At 65.2% G+C, this 15,227-nt stretch carries 16 protein-coding genes; 8 read left to right on the top strand and 8 right to left on the bottom strand.

The genetic code is table 11. The features are described 5' to 3' along the window. Window positions 1-97: 97 nt before the first annotated feature. From VNW74_RS15040 to VNW74_RS15020, 5 genes are all read left to right on the top strand, one after another. On the top strand, window positions 98-1,564 hold the full coding sequence (locus VNW74_RS15040; protein ID WP_325678145.1) for a sugar porter family MFS transporter: 1,467 nt from the start codon (window positions 98-100) through the stop codon (window positions 1,562-1,564). 27 nt (window positions 1,565-1,591) lie between these two features. After that, the gene (locus VNW74_RS15035) at window positions 1,592-1,873 is read left to right on the top strand and encodes a phosphoribosyl-ATP diphosphatase (RefSeq protein WP_325678137.1); all 282 of its coding nucleotides are present in this window, start codon (window positions 1,592-1,594) and stop codon (window positions 1,871-1,873) included. Beyond that, window positions 1,873-2,766 (top strand): ATP phosphoribosyltransferase, encoded by an 894-nt coding sequence (hisG, locus tag VNW74_RS15030; protein ID WP_325678135.1) that lies wholly within the window; start codon window positions 1,873-1,875, stop codon window positions 2,764-2,766. The genes VNW74_RS15035 and hisG overlap by 1 nt, the downstream gene beginning before the upstream one ends. Before the next feature lie 86 nt (window positions 2,767-2,852). Further along, window positions 2,853-3,332, top strand: a complete 480-nt coding sequence (locus VNW74_RS15025) for a DUF4126 family protein (RefSeq protein ID WP_325678133.1) — start codon at window positions 2,853-2,855, stop codon at window positions 3,330-3,332. Beyond that, window positions 3,329-4,708: an FAD-containing oxidoreductase gene (locus VNW74_RS15020; RefSeq protein ID WP_325678131.1), complete on the top strand. Its 1,380-nt coding sequence runs from the start codon at window positions 3,329-3,331 to the stop codon at window positions 4,706-4,708. Before VNW74_RS15025 ends, VNW74_RS15020 begins: the two co-directional genes overlap by 4 nt. Window positions 4,709-4,711: 3 nt before the next feature. Here the strand turns inward: VNW74_RS15020 and VNW74_RS15015 are convergent, their stop codons facing one another. Beyond that, window positions 4,712-5,596: a RecB family exonuclease gene (locus VNW74_RS15015; RefSeq protein WP_325678129.1), complete on the bottom strand. Its 885-nt coding sequence runs from the start codon at window positions 5,594-5,596 to the stop codon at window positions 4,712-4,714. Between the two features lie 74 nt (window positions 5,597-5,670). On the opposite strand from VNW74_RS15015, the gene trmI reads away from it, so the two are divergent. Further along, complete coding sequence (trmI, locus tag VNW74_RS15010; protein WP_325678127.1) at window positions 5,671-6,498, top strand: tRNA (adenine(58)-N(1))-methyltransferase TrmI; 828 nt, start codon at window positions 5,671-5,673, stop codon at window positions 6,496-6,498. 6 nt (window positions 6,499-6,504) lie between these two features. Here trmI and VNW74_RS15005 read toward each other — a convergent pair whose 3' ends face one another. From VNW74_RS15005 to VNW74_RS14995, 3 genes are read right to left on the bottom strand one after another with little or no spacing between them, the layout of a single operon-like run. Further along, window positions 6,505-6,798: a DUF503 domain-containing protein gene (locus VNW74_RS15005; RefSeq protein ID WP_325678125.1), complete on the bottom strand. Its 294-nt coding sequence runs from the start codon at window positions 6,796-6,798 to the stop codon at window positions 6,505-6,507. A 6-nt stretch (window positions 6,799-6,804) separates the two neighbouring features. Next, window positions 6,805-7,344 carry a hypothetical protein gene (locus VNW74_RS15000; RefSeq protein ID WP_325678123.1) on the bottom strand — a complete coding sequence of 180 codons (540 nt, stop codon included), beginning with the start codon at window positions 7,342-7,344 and terminating at the stop codon, window positions 6,805-6,807. Window positions 7,345-7,354: 10 nt separating this feature from the next. Beyond that, a complete protein-coding gene (locus VNW74_RS14995) occupies window positions 7,355-7,861 on the bottom strand; it encodes a hypothetical protein (protein ID WP_414686689.1) in 507 nt (168 codons plus the stop codon). Window positions 7,862-8,013: 152 nt separating this feature from the next. Between VNW74_RS14995 and arc the strand changes: the two genes are divergently transcribed. Next, complete coding sequence (gene arc / locus VNW74_RS14990) at window positions 8,014-9,840, top strand: proteasome ATPase (protein ID WP_325678119.1); 1,827 nt, start codon at window positions 8,014-8,016, stop codon at window positions 9,838-9,840. 23 nt (window positions 9,841-9,863) lie between these two features. Here arc and VNW74_RS14985 read toward each other — a convergent pair whose 3' ends face one another. The 4 genes from VNW74_RS14985 to VNW74_RS14970 all read right to left on the bottom strand — a co-directional run bounded on the left by VNW74_RS14985 (window position 9,864) and on the right by VNW74_RS14970 (window position 13,833). Beyond that, window positions 9,864-10,487 (bottom strand): hypothetical protein, encoded by a 624-nt coding sequence (locus VNW74_RS14985; RefSeq protein WP_325678143.1) that lies wholly within the window; start codon window positions 10,485-10,487, stop codon window positions 9,864-9,866. 48 nt (window positions 10,488-10,535) lie between these two features. Then, entirely contained in the window at window positions 10,536-10,976 is a 441-nt protein-coding gene (locus tag VNW74_RS14980) for a response regulator (protein ID WP_325678117.1), read from the bottom strand. Beyond that, entirely contained in the window at window positions 10,973-12,520 is a 1,548-nt protein-coding gene (locus VNW74_RS14975; protein ID WP_325678141.1) for a sensor histidine kinase, read from the bottom strand. The genes VNW74_RS14980 and VNW74_RS14975 overlap by 4 nt, the downstream gene beginning before the upstream one ends. A gap of 98 nt (window positions 12,521-12,618) precedes the next feature. Further along, complete coding sequence (locus tag VNW74_RS14970) at window positions 12,619-13,833, bottom strand: PP2C family protein-serine/threonine phosphatase (protein WP_414686690.1); 1,215 nt, start codon at window positions 13,831-13,833, stop codon at window positions 12,619-12,621. Between the two features lie 148 nt (window positions 13,834-13,981). On the opposite strand from VNW74_RS14970, the gene dop reads away from it, so the two are divergent. Next, a partial coding sequence (gene dop / locus VNW74_RS14965) for a pup deamidase/depupylase (RefSeq protein WP_325678115.1) occupies window positions 13,982-15,227 on the top strand: 1,246 nt, incomplete at its 3' end.

Raw genomic sequence — 15,227 nt, 5'->3', positions numbered from 1 at the left:
CCGAAGCCGAGTATTTCAACGTCTGACATCCGACAGTCCGCGCGCGGACGGCGGTATCCTCTCGCCAGTCGAGACCCCGACAGCATCGAAGGACGCCATGGCCGCTGACGACGCCCGCGGCCAGACGCCGTCGGCTCATCACGAAGACCTGCCCGTCGACAGCGCCGCCGCCCGTGCCGCTTTCTTGTCCGCCACTCGCTTCGCTGCAGTGGCCGCGATCGGGGGACTGTGCTTCGGTTACGACATCTCGGTGACCAACCGCGCAGTCAAGGCGCTGCAGGCCAACTTTCAGATTGGCAACGCGCTATTGGGTTTCGCCGCCGCCTCGGCTGTGATGGGCGCCGCGGTCGGGGCGGTGCTGGCCGGCCGAATCGCGGACCGGATGGGGCGGCGGGCGATGATGAAGCTCGCGGCCGTCTTGTTCTTCGTCTGCGGGCTCGGCGCCGGATTGGCAAGCAGCATTTGGATGTTCATCATCTTCCACACCATCGGCGGCATCGGCATCGGCCTATCCTCAGTTGCGGCCCCGGCTTACATCGCCGAAATCTCGCCCCCGCGGTTCCGCGGCCGGCTCGGCTCGCTGCAGCAGCTCGCGATCGTGTGCGGCATCTTCGGCGCACTGGCACTGACCTGGTTGCCGTTCCACCTCGCCGGCGGTTCCGGTAAGCCGCTCTGGCTGGGTCTGGCCGCCTGGCGCTGGACCTACCTCAGCGAGCTGGCACCCGCGCTGCTGTATTTCGCGCTGCTCTTCACGATCGCGGAGTCGCCGCGTTATCTAGTTGCCAAACAACAGCTTTCACAAGCTCGACGGGTACTCTCCACATTGCTCGGCGCCCGCGACGTCGAACCCACGATCAGTCGGATCGCTGACACGTTGGAGCAGGAAAAGCCGCAGTCGTGGCGCGATCTGCGTAAGCCGACCGGCGGGCTGTACGGCATCGTGTGGGTGGGCCTGGGGCTGGCCGTTTTTCAGCAGTTCGTCGGTATTAACGTGATCTTCTCCTATTCCGATTTGCTCTGGGAGGCAGTGGGATTCGGTGAGAAGTCGTCGTTCACCATTGCCCTGGTGACCACCGGCGTCAACGTGCTGATCACATTGGTGGCGATCGCGCTGATCGACCGGCTGGGCCGCAGGCCACTGTTGCTGGCCGGATCCGCGGGGATGTCACTGATGCTGGCGACGATGACGGTCGTGTTCGCCAGCGCACCGGTGACAAACGGTCAGCCACAACTTGACGGGGCATCCGGGGTGGTCGCGCTGGTGGCCGCCGACCTGTTCGTTGTCGCATTCGCTGTCTCCTGGGGACCGGTCTTATGGGTGCTGCTGGGCGAAATGTTCCCCAATCGCATCCGCTCGGCTGCGCTGGGATTGGCGTCGGGCGTGCAGTGGATGGCCAACTGGACCATCGCGGTGACGTTCCCGGCGCTGCGGCACGCGCTCGGCTTGGCCTACGGCTTCTACGCGCTGTGTGCGCTGCTGTCCCTTGTTTTCGTTTGGCGATGGGTCCGGGAAACCAACGGCGTTTCCCTCGAAGACATGCCCGACGAAGTCTCCTCGACCTGAAACCGCCGTGACTTTGCTTACCCGCCCATGAAACAATCGCTGGCCGTGAAGACCTTCGAGGATCTGTTTGCCGAACTCGGCGAGCGTGCCCGCACCCGCCCGCCCGGCAGCGGCACTGTGGCCGCGCTGGACGGTGGGGTGCATGCGGTGGGCAAGAAGGTCCTCGAGGAGGCCGGCGAAGTGTGGTTGGCGGCCGAGCACGAATCTGACGACGCACTCGCCGAGGAGATCAGTCAGTTGTTGTATTGGACGCAGGTGCTCATGATCGCTCGCGGGCTGACGCTCGACGACGTGTACCGGAAGCTGTGATGGTAGCGCTGCACCGAAACGGGTCCACGAGGCTGCGGGTCGCAGTTCCCAACAAGGGGGCACTGAGCGAGCCGGCCGTCGAAATCCTGGCTGAGGCCGGGTACCGTCGGCGTACCGATCCCAAAGACCTGACCGTGATCGACCCGCACAACCACGTCGAGTTCTTCTTCCTGCGGCCGAAAGACATTGCTATCTATGTCGGGTCGGGGGAGCTTGACTTCGGAATAACTGGACGGGATTTGGCGCGTGAGTCCGGCGCGCCGGTGCACGAACGACTCGCGCTCGGTTTCGGGTCGTCCAGCTTTCGTTACGCCGCACCGGCCGGACGCGACTGGACCATCGACGACCTGGCCGGTCGGCGAATCGCCACCGCCTATCCGAATTTGGTGCGAGAAGACTTGGCGGCCCGCGGTATCGATGCGACCGTGATCCGCCTGGACGGCGCCGTAGAGATCTCCGTGCAGCTCGGGGTCGCCGATGCGATCGCCGACGTGGTGGGTTCGGGTCGCACCTTGAACTTGCACAATCTGGTGGCCTTCGGTGAACCGCTGTGCGATTCGGAGGCGGTGCTCATAGAACAGACCGACCCTGACGACGCAGGCGACGGACCGCATACCTCTGCGCGCGAACAGCTGGTCGCGCGGGTGCAGGGCGTGGTGTTCGGTCAACAGTATTTGATGCTGGACTACGACTGCCCGCGTTCGGCGCTCGACGACGCCACGTCGATCACACCGGGTTTGGAGTCCCCGACGATCGCCCCGCTGGCCGACCCGGATTGGGTCGCGGTGCGCGCGCTGGTGCCGCGTAGGGACGTCAACGCGATCATGGACCAGCTGGCGGCCATCGGGGCCAAGGCGATCCTGGCCTCGGACATCCGGTTCTGTCGTTTCTGATCTTGAATGCGCCGGTGCAACCGGCCAATGCTGTGTTAGCGTCCGCTAGAGCCGCGTTCTGTCGTTGAGCCCCAGGGAGGGTCGCCGTGACGCATTTCTATGTTCTGCTGCTAGCTCTGGGGATCGGTGTCATCGCGGGGCTTCGGTCCTTCACTGCTCCAGCCGTCGTCGCCTGGGCCGCGTTTCTGAAGTGGATCAACCTGAGTCACACGTGGGCGTCCTGGGTCGGCACTCTGGCGGCCGTCATCGTCTTCAGTCTTCTCGCGGTCGGCGAACTATTCCTTGACAAACAACCCAAAACACCGCCACGCACGGCGCCACCATCGTTCGGCGCCCGGATCGTCTCGGGCGCGTTCGCGGGTGCTGTCATCGGCACCGCCTGGGGCTATACCTGGAGCGCGCTCGGCGCCGGCGTCGTCGGCGCCGTGCTTGGGACTTTGGGTGGCTACCAGGCGCGTACCCGCCTCGTGGCCGCCCACGGCCACGACCTGCCGATCGCCTTGCTCGAGGATGCGGTCGCGGTGCTGGGTGCATTCGCACTTGCCGCTGTAACAGCTGCTCTGTGACAAGGCGTTTCGACGCCATCGTGGTGGGCGCCGGTCAGGCCGGGCCTTCATTGGCGGGTCGACTGACCGCGGCCGGCCAGACCGTTGCCGTGGTGGAGCGCAAGCTGATCGGCGGCACCTGTGTCAATAACGGATGCATCCCGACCAAGACAATGGTGGCCAGCGCGCATGCCGCGCACCTGGCCCGTCGCGGCGCCGACTTCGGCGTCGGCACCGGTGCGGTCAGCGTGAACATGCCGAAAGTCAAGGCGCGCAAAGACGAGATCATGCTGGACGACCGCAAGGGCGTCGAAGACTGGTTGAACGGAATGGACGGCTGCACGGTCATTCGCGCGCATGCTCGATTCGAGGACCCGCACACACTGCGCGTCGGCGACGAAGTTCTGCAAGCCGAGCGGATCTTCCTCAACGTCGGTGGTCGTGCGGTGGTGCCCGACATTCCGGGCCTTGCGGATGTCGAGTTCCTCACCAACGTCTCGATCCTCGAACTCGACACCGTGCCTGAACATCTCGTCATCATCGGTGGTAGCTACATCGCCCTCGAGTTCGCCCAGATGTATCGGCGGTTCGGCGCCCGGGTGACCGTCGTCGAGAAAGGGCCCCGGCTGGCATCCCGCGAAGATCACGACGTCTCGGACGCCATCAAGACGATCCTGCAAAACGAGGGCATCGACATCGTCGTCGATGCCGCCGATATCCGGATAGCTAAGCAGGACAGTGCTTCCGAAGGGTTCGAAGTGACACCGCGAGACGGCGTCGGGTCGATCGCCGGCAGTCATCTGCTGCTGGCGGTCGGGCGCCGTCCCAACACCGACGACCTCGGCCTGGAGGCCGCCGGTGTCCAAACCGATGCCCGCGGCTACATCACCGTCGATGACCAGCTGAAAACCAGCGTCGACCACATCTGGGCGATGGGGGACTGTAACGGCAAGGGCGCGTTCACCCACACCTCCTACAACGACTTCGAAATCGTCGCGGCCAACCTGCTAGACAACGACCCACGCCGGGTGAGCGACCGCATCCCCACCTATGCCCTCTACATCGACCCCCCGCTGGGGAGAGCCGGAATGACCGTCGAGCAGGTCCGCGCGGCAGGCCGCCCTGCATTGATCGGTCAGCGGCCCATGACCAGGGTCGGTCGCGCGGTGGAAAAGGGTGAGACACAAGGCTTTATGAAAGTCGTGGTGGACGCCCAAACGCAGCAGATCCTGGGAGCGGCCATTCTCGGTGTCGGCGGCGATGAGGCCATCCACGCCATCCTGGATATGATGTCCGCCAAGGCGCCCTACACAACGTTGGCGCGCACGGTACACATCCACCCGACGGTCTGCGAGCTGATACCGACGATGCTGGAGGAGATGTCGCCGCTGCAGTAAGTCTCAGGCGGCCGGATCCGCCTGATGCAGGACGGCGTCCGCGTCACCTTCGTCAGGATGCTTCGGCCAACCCGGATACGGCGGTGGCGTCCCGCCGAAGGCGGGGCAGTGCGCGTGGTGCGCGCACCAGTCGCACAGCCGTGACGGCCTGGGCCTGAAATCGCCTGTCACACCGGCAGATTGAATTGCCCGCCAAATCGCCATCAGGGTCTTCTCGAAGCGCAGCAGCTCGTCTTCGTCGGGGGAGTAGTCCAGTAGCTGACCGTCCGCGAGGTAGATCAGCCTAAGCCGCGTCGGCAGCACGCCCCGCGAGCGCAGCAACGCGACCGCATAGAACTTCATCTGGAACATGGCCTTGAACTCGGCGAGTGCCCGCGCTTCCGGTGGCGCCTTGCCGGTCTTGTAATCCACCACCCGCAACTCGCCGGTGGGCGCGACATCGATCCGGTCGATGATTCCGCGCAGCAGCGTGCCGTCGGCAAGCTCGACCTCGATGCGCTGCTCACAGCTCTGCGGGTCGAACCGGGTCGGGTCTTCCAACCGGTAGTAGCCGGACAGCAGGGCGCGAGCCTCGTCGAGGAGTTGGGTCTGCTGGTCGGCGTCCAACTCGCCCGCCAGATCGGGTTCGCCGGTGATCACCTGCTCCCAAGCCGGGCCGACGAGCGCGCCAGCGGCCTGCGGGCCGCGTTCGGGTGCGGGCAGGCTGTACAGCTGCTCCAGCGCGGCATGCACCACCGAGCCCCGCAGCTGTGCCGTGGATGGCGGCTCAGGCAGCCGATCGACCGCACGGAACCGATAGAGCAGCGGGCACTGTTTGAAGTCGGCCGCCCGCGACGGCGACAACGCCGGCCGCGACGCAGGCCGGGACCTGGCTACCTTGCCGCTCATATCCGCAGCCTAGGGGCGAGGTCCGACAACCCCGCGGACCTTTCCCGGCGCGTCTGCTGGCAGGCTAGACAGCTGTGTCTGCAACCGGGCCGTTCGCCGTCGGCGATCGTGTCCAGCTCACCGACCCCAAGGGTCGGCACTACACGATGCTGCTCAGCACCGGCGGCGAATTTCATACACACCGTGGCGCGATCGCACACGACGCGGTCATCGGACTGCCGGAAGGCAGCGTGGTGAAGTCGGCCAACGGTGACCCGTTCCTGGTGTTGCGCCCGCTGTTGGTGGACTACGTGATGTCCATGCCCCGCGGTGCCCAGTTGATCTATCCCAAAGACGCCGCCCAGATCGTGATCGAGGGTGACATCTTTCCGGGCGCCCGGGTTTTGGAGGCCGGTGCCGGCTCCGGGGCGCTGACCTGTTCGCTGCTGCGCGCGGTCGGGCCGCAGGGGCGGGTGATCTCCTACGAGGTGCGCGCCGATCACGCCGAACACGCCCATCGCAATGTAGAGACGTTCTCCGGCTGCGTCCCCGACAACTGGCGGCTGATTCTCAGCGATGTCGCGGATACCGACCTGCCTGACGGCTCGGTCGACCGGGTGGTGTTGGACATGCTGGCGCCGTGGGAGGTGCTCGACACCGTCTCGCGGGTGGTGGTTGCCGGTGGCGTGCTGATCGTCTACCTGGCCACCGTTACTCAGCTTTCCAAAACGGTGGAGGCGCTGCGCGAGCAGCAATGCTGGACCGAGCCTCGCGCCTGGGAGACGCTGCAACGCGGGTGGAACGTCGTCGGGTTGGCCGTGCGTCCGCAGCACAATATGCGCGGACACACCGGATTCCTGGTGTCCGCGCGTCGGCTGGCCCCGGGCACCGTCACGCCGACGCCGCTGCGCCGCAAGCGCTGAGCCGGGCTAGTCGTCGCTGCGGTGCAGGCCGCGGCGCACCGACAGCAGTTCGAACTCCGGGTGCGCGGCCACCAGTCGTTCAGCCGCGTCGAGCACGTCGACGGCGTGGCCGCGGTCAGCCGACGCGATCGCCATCCCAATGCCCGCCCGTCGGTAGAGCTCATGCGATCCCGTTTCGGCGGCCGAGACGCTGAACTTGCGCTGCAACTCCGCCACCACGGGGCGGATCACCGATCGCTTCTGCTTGAGTGAGCGCACGTTACCGAGCAGCAGATCGAACTCGAGCCACCCGATCCACATCGCGGGTCAGCGGCCTGGCGTCGCCGCCGGGGGCGCGACTTGTGCGGGACTGTAAGCAAGCAGCACATCGGCCGTTCGCGCCGACAGCTGCCACCCTCCCCGGAACGGTGTGAACTCCATCGGAAAGGAGAACCTGGGCCCGCGGGGTTTGGGTGAGCTGACGTTGACGTTGGCCACCACGTCGGCCGGATCCCGGTCTGACCATGCGACGTCGCGCACGTCGAACTTCATCGGCGCAAAGCCGCCGTTGAGCAGCGCGGTGGCGAACTGATCGAACACGGCAGCGTTGTCCGGGGTGGCACCTTCGACCAGGTTAAGTTTCTGACTGCCCGGCACCCCAGGATCGGCCAGCCGGTAGAGCACCTTGGCGAGGTCGTCGGGCGGCGGCAGCGGCGCGACCTGCGCGACTGCCGTCGACGTCAGCGACGTCGACGCTGGCGGCTCAGGCTCCGGCGACGTACCGCTCTCGTCGCCGGAGCACCCGGAGAGGCCAAGCGCCGCCACAATCGTGGCGGCGCTCAGGACTGCGGTGAGGTGTCGATCCATCCAGCAGCGGTCAGCCGCCCGCCGACTGCACCGACTGGATCAGCGTCATCGCCGAGGTGCGCGACAAAACCCAGCCGCCCTGGTCGACGAACGTGAGGTTCTCGGTTGTCGGAGGAAGGTGCGGACCCGTCGCGGTGATATTGGCCGACGCGGCACCCGGGCCGGTGGGCTGGATGTTGGTGATGTTGAACGTCAGCGGCAGGCTGCCCTTGGCGGCGGCTTGCTGCAGCTTCTTGTCGGCGAAGTGGCCCTCGACGCCGCCGATCCCGCCCTCGACCAGATTGCTCTTGCTCGCGAACGGCACGCTCGGGTCCTGCAGGCTGTTGAGCAGGCTGACCAATTGGTCGGGCGTGGGTACGTTGGCGCCGGGGAGGACCGGGTCCAGCGGGAGTGGCGCGCTGAACACGACCGGCTGAACCTCAGGCAACGTGGCGGTAACAGATGCAATGCAGGTCACACCCGCAGCTGCCGCGCCGATTGCCGCGACGGCCGCCACGCCCGTGGCTAGGGATTTCACGGTCACAGATGTCCTCTCGATCAGGCAGGTTCAACATGATGTTAACGCTGGCGCCAGTCTGCCCCATTTCGAGTTCCCGCATGAATTGGAAATCGCCGGTAGCGTTGAGGTATCCGCCGCACCACCTTCCGGTCGCGGGAAAGGAGCGCACGATGGGTGAGTCAGAGCGCGAAACGTTCGGTAACCCTCGCGAGCCAGACCTGTCCGCGGAGGATGCGGCCGAGTTGGAGGAGCTCCGGCGCGAGGCGGCAATACTGCGTGAGCAACTCGATACTGCCGTTGAAACGCAGAGTGTCGCGCGCAGTCCCCGCGATATTCACCAGCTTGAGGCCCGGATCGATTCGCTCGCGGCGCGCAATTCCAAATTGATGGAAACGCTGAAGGAGGCCCGGCAGCAACTGCTGGCCCTGCGCGAAGAGGTCGACCGGCTCGGGCAGCCGCCGAGCGGCTACGGCGTGTTGTTGTCCACGCATGACGACGAGACCATCGACGTGTTCACCTCTGGACGCAAGATGCGCCTGACTTGCTCGCCCAACATCGACGTCAAGTCTTTGAAGAAGGGCCAGACAGTTCGGCTCAACGAGGCTTTAACTGTCGTCGAAGCCGGCACCTACGAATCGGTTGGTGAGATCTCCACGCTGCGTGAGATTCTCAACGACGGGCACCGAGCCTTGGTCGTCGGACACGCCGACGAGGAACGCATCGTGTGGCTGGCCGATCCGCTGGTTGCCGAGGATCTGCCCGACGGGCACCCCGACGCTCTCAACGATGACCAGCGGCCCCGCAAGTTGCGACCCGGCGACTCGCTGCTGGTCGACACCAAGGCCGGGTATGCGTTCGAACGCATTCCCAAGGCCGAAGTCGAGGACTTGGTGCTGGAAGAGGTGCCGGACGTCACCTACAACGACATCGGCGGGCTGGGCCGGCAGATCGAGCAGATCCGCGATGCCGTGGAATTGCCGTTCCTGCACAAGGAGCTGTACCGGGAATATGCGTTGCGGCCACCCAAGGGTGTGCTGCTCTACGGGCCGCCCGGCTGCGGTAAGACGTTGATCGCCAAGGCCGTTGCCAACTCGCTGGCCAAGAAGATGGCCGAGGTTCGCGGCGACGACGCGCGCGAGGCAAAGTCGTACTTCTTGAACATCAAGGGCCCCGAGCTGCTCAACAAGTTCGTCGGTGAGACGGAACGTCACATCCGGCTGATTTTCCAGCGGGCCCGCGAGAAGGCGTCCGAAGGCACGCCGGTGATCGTGTTCTTCGACGAGATGGACTCGATCTTCCGCACCCGCGGTACCGGGGTTTCTTCCGACGTCGAGACGACGGTCGTGCCACAGCTGCTGAGTGAGATCGACGGCGTGGAGGGCCTGGAGAACGTCATCGTGATCGGCGCGTCCAACCGTGAGGACATGATCGATCCGGCGATCCTGCGGCCCGGGCGTCTCGACGTCAAAATCAAGATCGAGCGTCCGGATGCCGAGTCGGCGCAGGACATCTTCTCCAAGTACCTCACCGAGCAATTGCCGGTGCACGGCGACGACATCGCCGAGTTCGACGGCGACCGAGGGGCGTGCATCAAGGCGATGATCGAAAAGGTTGTCGACCGGATGTACGCCGAGATCGACGACAACCGGTTCCTTGAGGTCACCTACGCCAACGGCGACAAGGAAGTCATGTACTTCAAGGACTTCAACTCCGGCGCGATGATCCAGAACGTCGTCGACCGCGCGAAGAAGAATGCGATCAAGTCGGTGCTGGAGACCGGTCAACGCGGGCTGCGCATCCAGCACCTGCTCGACTCGATCGTCGACGAGTTCGCCGAGAACGAAGACCTGCCCAACACCACCAATCCCGATGACTGGGCCAGGATTTCAGGCAAGAAGGGCGAACGGATCGTTTACATCCGCACCCTGGTCACCGGCAAGAGTTCGAGCGCGTCGCGGGCCATCGACACCGAGTCCAACCTCGGCCAGTACCTGTAGCGCCAGTACCTGTAGCGGCAGGATCAGTCGGTTATCAGCGAATAGCTGTTGGTCAGGTCGTCCTGCAAGACGAGCGCGGTGCGGTTGGCGCTGTCGATGCGCAGTGGGCTTTCCAGCACCCGCTTCTGGTAGGTCCATCCTTCTGGCAGATCGAGCCGCTCGCCGAGTTTCGGCAGGTCGCCCCGGGACAGGTCGGGATCAACGATCTGGCTCCAGGTCTGCATCACCCAACGCCGGTACGCGGGGTCTTGCAGTTCGAAGACCTCTTCGCCGGCGTCGAAGGTGAAGACGGTGTGCCGGTTGACCTGATTTGCGGTGTAGGGCGCCGGGTTCATCGCTGTCAGCAACACCGTGGCCTGCAGCAGCATGTCGATGCCGCCGAAGTTTTTGATCATCCGCGGGCCCTGGGTGACTTTTTCAATGGAGTTCATCAGCCAGTACCGCGGTCCGTTGAGTAGTGCTGTGGCAGCACCGTTTTCGGTCGCGATGGCCTGCGCGTCGAGCGCCGACCACAAATCGGCCGGACAGTCGTTGAGCGGGTAGCTGTTGTAGACGGTGGCCTGCGGCCCCGCCTCGCCTGGCGTCACCAGAAGGACTTCGCCATAGCGTTTCCCGGACAGGCCGGTCGTGGGGTCGTTGGACACCAGGGTGAAGTTAATCACTTCTTTCACCTGCGTCAACCAACACCAGGCGGATTAACGGGGTGGGAGGCGTACCACTTGGACGAAGAATTCGTCGATCTCGCGAATGACCTTCATGAATTGTTCGAAACCAACGGGTTTGGTGACGTAGGCATTCGCGTGTAGTCGGTAGCTGCGCAGAATGTCTTCCTCGGCGGCCGAGGTGGTGAGCACAACGATGGGGATGTGACACAAGTCGGGATCCGATTTGATTTGTTCGAGCAGTTGGTGGCCGTCGTATTTCGGCAGATTCAAGTCGAGAAGGATCAGATCCGGCTGTGGCGCGCTGTGATGAGGACCGCGTCGGTAGAGGTAGTCGAGACCCTCTTGTCCATCGTGTGCAACACGCAACGTGTTGTGAATCTTGTGGTGTTCGAAGGCTTCCCGAGTGATGAGGATGTCTCCGGGATCGTCTTCGATGAGCAGGACGTCGATAGCGCGGGTATCCGGTGTCATCGGTGGGCTCCTTCGGCTGCGCCGATGGGTGTCTCGTCGCTGGCGGCAGTAATGGGCAAGGTGAACCAGAATCGAGTTCCGCTGCTGTTGCTGGTGTCGATACCGATGATACCGCCGTGCAACTCGACGATTTTCTTGCACAGCGCCAACCCGATGCCCGTTCCAGCGTAGGCATCCCGGCCATGGAGACGCTGGAAGATCACAAACACCTTTTCGGCGAACTCAGGCGCAATGCCGATGCCGTTGTCCGTCACGCCGAACACCCAATAGCCGTCGTGATCACCAGTGCCCCGTTCGCAGTCGATGATGACCCGGGGTGCGTGATCCTCGCGGCGGAACTTAACCGCGTTGCCGATGAGGTTCTGCCAGAGCATCGTCATAAGGGTGGCGTCGCCGGTGACTTGAGGAAGCGGACCGTCCCGCCGCTTGATCTGAGCCCCGGATTCCTCAATCGCGGCGGCCAGATTGCCCAGCGCGGTGTCCAAGGTGGTGTCGAGGGCAACGGTGGCGTGAGTCACGGTGAGCCGACCGACCCGGGAAAAGGTGAGGAGATCGTTGATGAGCACCTGCATGCGTTTGGCACCGTCGACAGCGAATCCGATGTATTCGATGCCCCGTTCGTCGAGCGCGCTTCCGTAGCGTTTCTCGAGCAATTGGCAAAATGAGGTCACTTTGCGCAGCGGTTCCTGTAAGTCATGGGAGGCGACGTAGGCGAACTGCTCGAGCTCGGCGTTGGATCGCCGTAACTCGACCGCCTGCGTGTTGAGCGCCTGCGCCTGCATGGCCAGACGAGCCTGGTCTGATCGGGATACGTCCAGCTCGGCCACGATCCGCCCCCGCATGTTCTCCACATCGCCCGCGATCGCGCGGATGTCTTTGGATCCCCGCACGGCGATGCTCTCGGCGAAATTGCCCGCCGCGATCCGCCGGCACGACGCGGCCAGCACCGCCAGGGGACGGGTCACCGCGCGTCGCATCAACAACGCCAGCAGGATCGCACCGGCGGCGAACACTGCCACCATGCCGATCAGGACGCGGTCACGCCAGCTGCGCATCGCATCCAGCTCGTTGACGGCGACGGTACGCGCCGCTGCCAGATGGGCGTTTTGGGTGTCGAACAGCGCGCGGATCTGGTCGAACTCGGCCTTCCCGCGGTCGGCGGTATAGGAGTTCACCACATTCGGCGCACCCGGGATCACGCTGCTGATCAACGGCTGCGCATAGGTGCTACGCCACGCGGCGCCGGCGCGCTCGATCGCGGTCAGGTCGGCGATCAGATCGACCCGGTCACCGAGTTGCGCCGTGATGTCCTGGGCCGCCTGCTGTTCGACGCGTTCACCGGCGACGTACGGGGTGAGAAACTGCCGGTCAGCGGCAATCACGTAGCCGCGCAGCGACGTCTCCTGGTCACGCAGCGCACCCTGCAACTGATACGCCGAGACGCGCGCGGGCAGAATGTCATCGGTCAACTCCCGGGTCACCGCATCGGTGCGGATCAACAGCACGGCACCGATGGCCGCGCCAGCCAGCACCGCCATTCCCATGACCGCCAACACCAGGTTCTGCCAGCCCGCGACCGTCAGTCGAGATCCCAGCTGCGGGGCGTGCGCGGGGGTGTTCGCCTGCGCCGTCGGTCCGATTCTCACACGACGCTGCGCTCTACCCGCACCACCGCGACGTCGTCGCTGAAGCCGCCATGGGCTTGGGCCCGAGCCTCGGCTTGGTCGATGAGCGCGTCGACGAATGCCGGTCCGGGCAGCGCCGCCAGCGGCCGGGCCAATTCCAGCAAACCGTCCTCGCCGAGCCGTTCGGCACCGCGGCCTGAATGTCCCTCGAAAAGTCCGTCGGTCAAGAGCACCAAACCGCCGCCCTCGGGGAGTTCCATCGCATGCTGCGGCCAGTTGTCGCCGCCCCATCCCAACGCGGGGCCGGCCGGCGGCTCCACCCACTCCACGGTGCCGCGGCCGTGCACCAGCATGCCGGGATGACCGGCGCGGACCGCTACAACCCGCGGACTGTCGGGGCCGACTGCCAGGCTCAGCATCGTCGCGAAGATGCCGCGGCTTGGGCTTTCAGCGTGAAGGATCCGCTCCAGCTGCCGCATCGCAGCGTCGCCGTGAATGCCGCTCAACGTCAACGTGCGCCATGCGATCCGTAATGCCACCCCCAAAGCCGCCTCATCAGGCCCATGCCCGGCGACATCACCGATAACGATGTGTACGGTCCGATCCGGAGTTTGCACGACATCGTAGAAGTCTCCACCCAGCAACGCGTTAGCGCGGCTGGGCCGGTATCGGGTCACAACGCCCACTTCCGAGCCTTCAGGTAGTAGCGGCGAGGGCAGCAGACCACGCTCCAGCCGCGCATTTTCCTGCGCCCGCAGATTGCTCGCGTGCAGATCCACCGCAATGAGCTCGGCACGCTTACGTTCGATCGCATAGAGCAGGGTCCGCCGCAGCATGTCGGGTTCGACCCGCCCCTTGACCAAATAGTCCTGCGCACCACTGGCGACCGCAGACACCCCGAATTGTTCGTCATTCAAGCCCGTCAGCACGACTACCGGAAGGGTGCCGTCCCACTCGGCTATACGGGCGATGCCATCGAACCCTGTGGCATCCGGCAGATTCAGGTCCAACAGGACGCAATCCGGGCGCTCGCGGGCGAGGACACCCTCGGCGTGCGCCATCGATGGTGCCCACGCCATCCGAATATCAGCGACCGAGTCTGCTATCAGCTCTTCGACCAGCACCGCATCAGCGCGGTCGTCCTCGATCAGCAGCAGCGACAACGAGCGCCGATCTGCTGCGGGAGCAACGTGGCGATGCGGCGGCGGAGTCGCCCCAGATCTATACGGCACAGGCTCGATCAAACATGTCCTCCACGCACCTCGACGCGCCAACGATAACGCACACGCTGGGTATTTGCGGGGATCACCGACTGACCGATGAGAGCTCCACCTCGGGCCGACCTCGGCCCACATCGTCGCCGCGCCTAGGCTTTAGGACATGCAACGGATTATCGGGACGGAGGTCGAGTACGGCATCTCGTCGCCGTCGGACCCGACCGCCAACCCGATCCTCACCTCGACGCAGGCGGTGCTGGCCTACGCGGCCGCCGCCGGCATTCAGCGCGCCAAACGGACCCGCTGGGACTACGAGGTGGAATCGCCGCTGCGGGATGCCCGGGGATTCGACCTGAGCCGCTCGGCCGGCCCGCCGCCGGTGGTCGACGCGGACGAGGTCGGTGCCGCCAACATGATCTTGACCAACGGGGCGCGGCTCTACGTCGACCACGCCCACCCGGAATATTCCGCGCCGGAGTGCACCGACCCGCTGGACGCGGTGATCTGGGATAAGGCCGGCGAGCGGGTGATGGAGGCTGCCGCGCGGCACGTGGCCAGCGTGCCGGGGGCAGCCAAGCTGCAGCTCTACAAGAACAACGTCGACGGCAAGGGCGCCTCCTACGGGTCGCACGAGAACTATCTGATGAGTCGGCAGACGCCGTTCTCAGCGGTCATCGTGGGGCTGACCCCGTTCCTGGTCTCCCGTCAGGTGATCACCGGCTCCGGCCGGGTCGGGATCGGCCCCAGCGGCGACGAGCCGGGCTTCCAGCTGTCCCAGCGCGCCGACTACATCGAGGTCGAGGTCGGGCTGGAGACCACGCTGAAGCGCGGCATCATCAACACCCGCGACGAGCCGCACGCCGACGCCGACCGTTACCGGCGGCTGCACGTCATCATCGGCGACGCCAACCTGGCCGAGACGTCGACGTACCTGAAGCTGGGCACCACGGCGCTGGTGCTCGACCTGATCGAGGACGGCCCGGCGCATGGAATCGACCTCAGCGACTTGGCGCTGGCCCGCCCGGTTCATGCCGTGCACGCGGTCAGCCGTGACCCGTCGCTGCGTGCCACCGTCGCCCTGGCCGACGGCCGTGAGCTGACTGCCCTTGCGCTGCAACGGATTTACCTCGATCGGGTGGCGAAGCTGGTGGACGGTCGCGACCCCGACCCGCGGGCCTCCCACGTTGTCGAAACCTGGGCGCACGTGCTCGACCTGTTGGAGCGCGACCCGATGGAGTGCGCCGAGTTGCTGGACTGGCCGGCCAAGCTGCGGCTGCTGGAAGGTTTCCGGCAGCGGGAGAACCTGAGCTGGTCGGCGCCCCGGCTGCACCTCGTTGATCTGCAGTATTCCGATGTGCGGTTGGATAAGGGCCTGTACAACAGGCTGGTCGCCCGCGGCTCGATGAAAC

Origin of the sequence: Mycobacterium sp., from assembly GCF_035570115.1 — a bacterium.
Taxonomy (GTDB): domain Bacteria; phylum Actinomycetota; class Actinomycetes; order Mycobacteriales; family Mycobacteriaceae; genus Mycobacterium.
Note: the sequence above shows the minus strand (reverse complement) of the source record. Positions and strands in the feature narration are given on the sequence as shown.

Excerpts from the sequence above, each read along its gene's own strand:
- VNW74_RS15040 (WP_325678145.1), top strand. The coding sequence starts at position 98 with ATGGCCGCTGACGACGCCCGCGGCCAGACGCCGTCGGCTCATCACGAA.
- VNW74_RS15035 (WP_325678137.1), top strand. The coding sequence starts at position 1,592 with ATGAAACAATCGCTGGCCGTGAAGACCTTCGAGGATCTGTTTGCCGAA.
- hisG (WP_325678135.1), top strand. The coding sequence starts at position 1,873 with ATGGTAGCGCTGCACCGAAACGGGTCCACGAGGCTGCGGGTCGCAGTT.
- VNW74_RS15015 (WP_325678129.1), bottom strand. The coding sequence starts at position 5,596 with ATGAGCGGCAAGGTAGCCAGGTCCCGGCCTGCGTCGCGGCCGGCGTTG.
- VNW74_RS15005 (WP_325678125.1), bottom strand. The coding sequence starts at position 6,798 with ATGTGGATCGGGTGGCTCGAGTTCGATCTGCTGCTCGGTAACGTGCGC.
- VNW74_RS15000 (WP_325678123.1), bottom strand. The coding sequence starts at position 7,344 with ATGGATCGACACCTCACCGCAGTCCTGAGCGCCGCCACGATTGTGGCG.
- arc (WP_325678119.1), top strand. The coding sequence starts at position 8,014 with ATGGGTGAGTCAGAGCGCGAAACGTTCGGTAACCCTCGCGAGCCAGAC.
- VNW74_RS14980 (WP_325678117.1), bottom strand. The coding sequence starts at position 10,976 with ATGACACCGGATACCCGCGCTATCGACGTCCTGCTCATCGAAGACGAT.
- VNW74_RS14975 (WP_325678141.1), bottom strand. The coding sequence starts at position 12,520 with ATGGGAATGGCGGTGCTGGCTGGCGCGGCCATCGGTGCCGTGCTGTTG.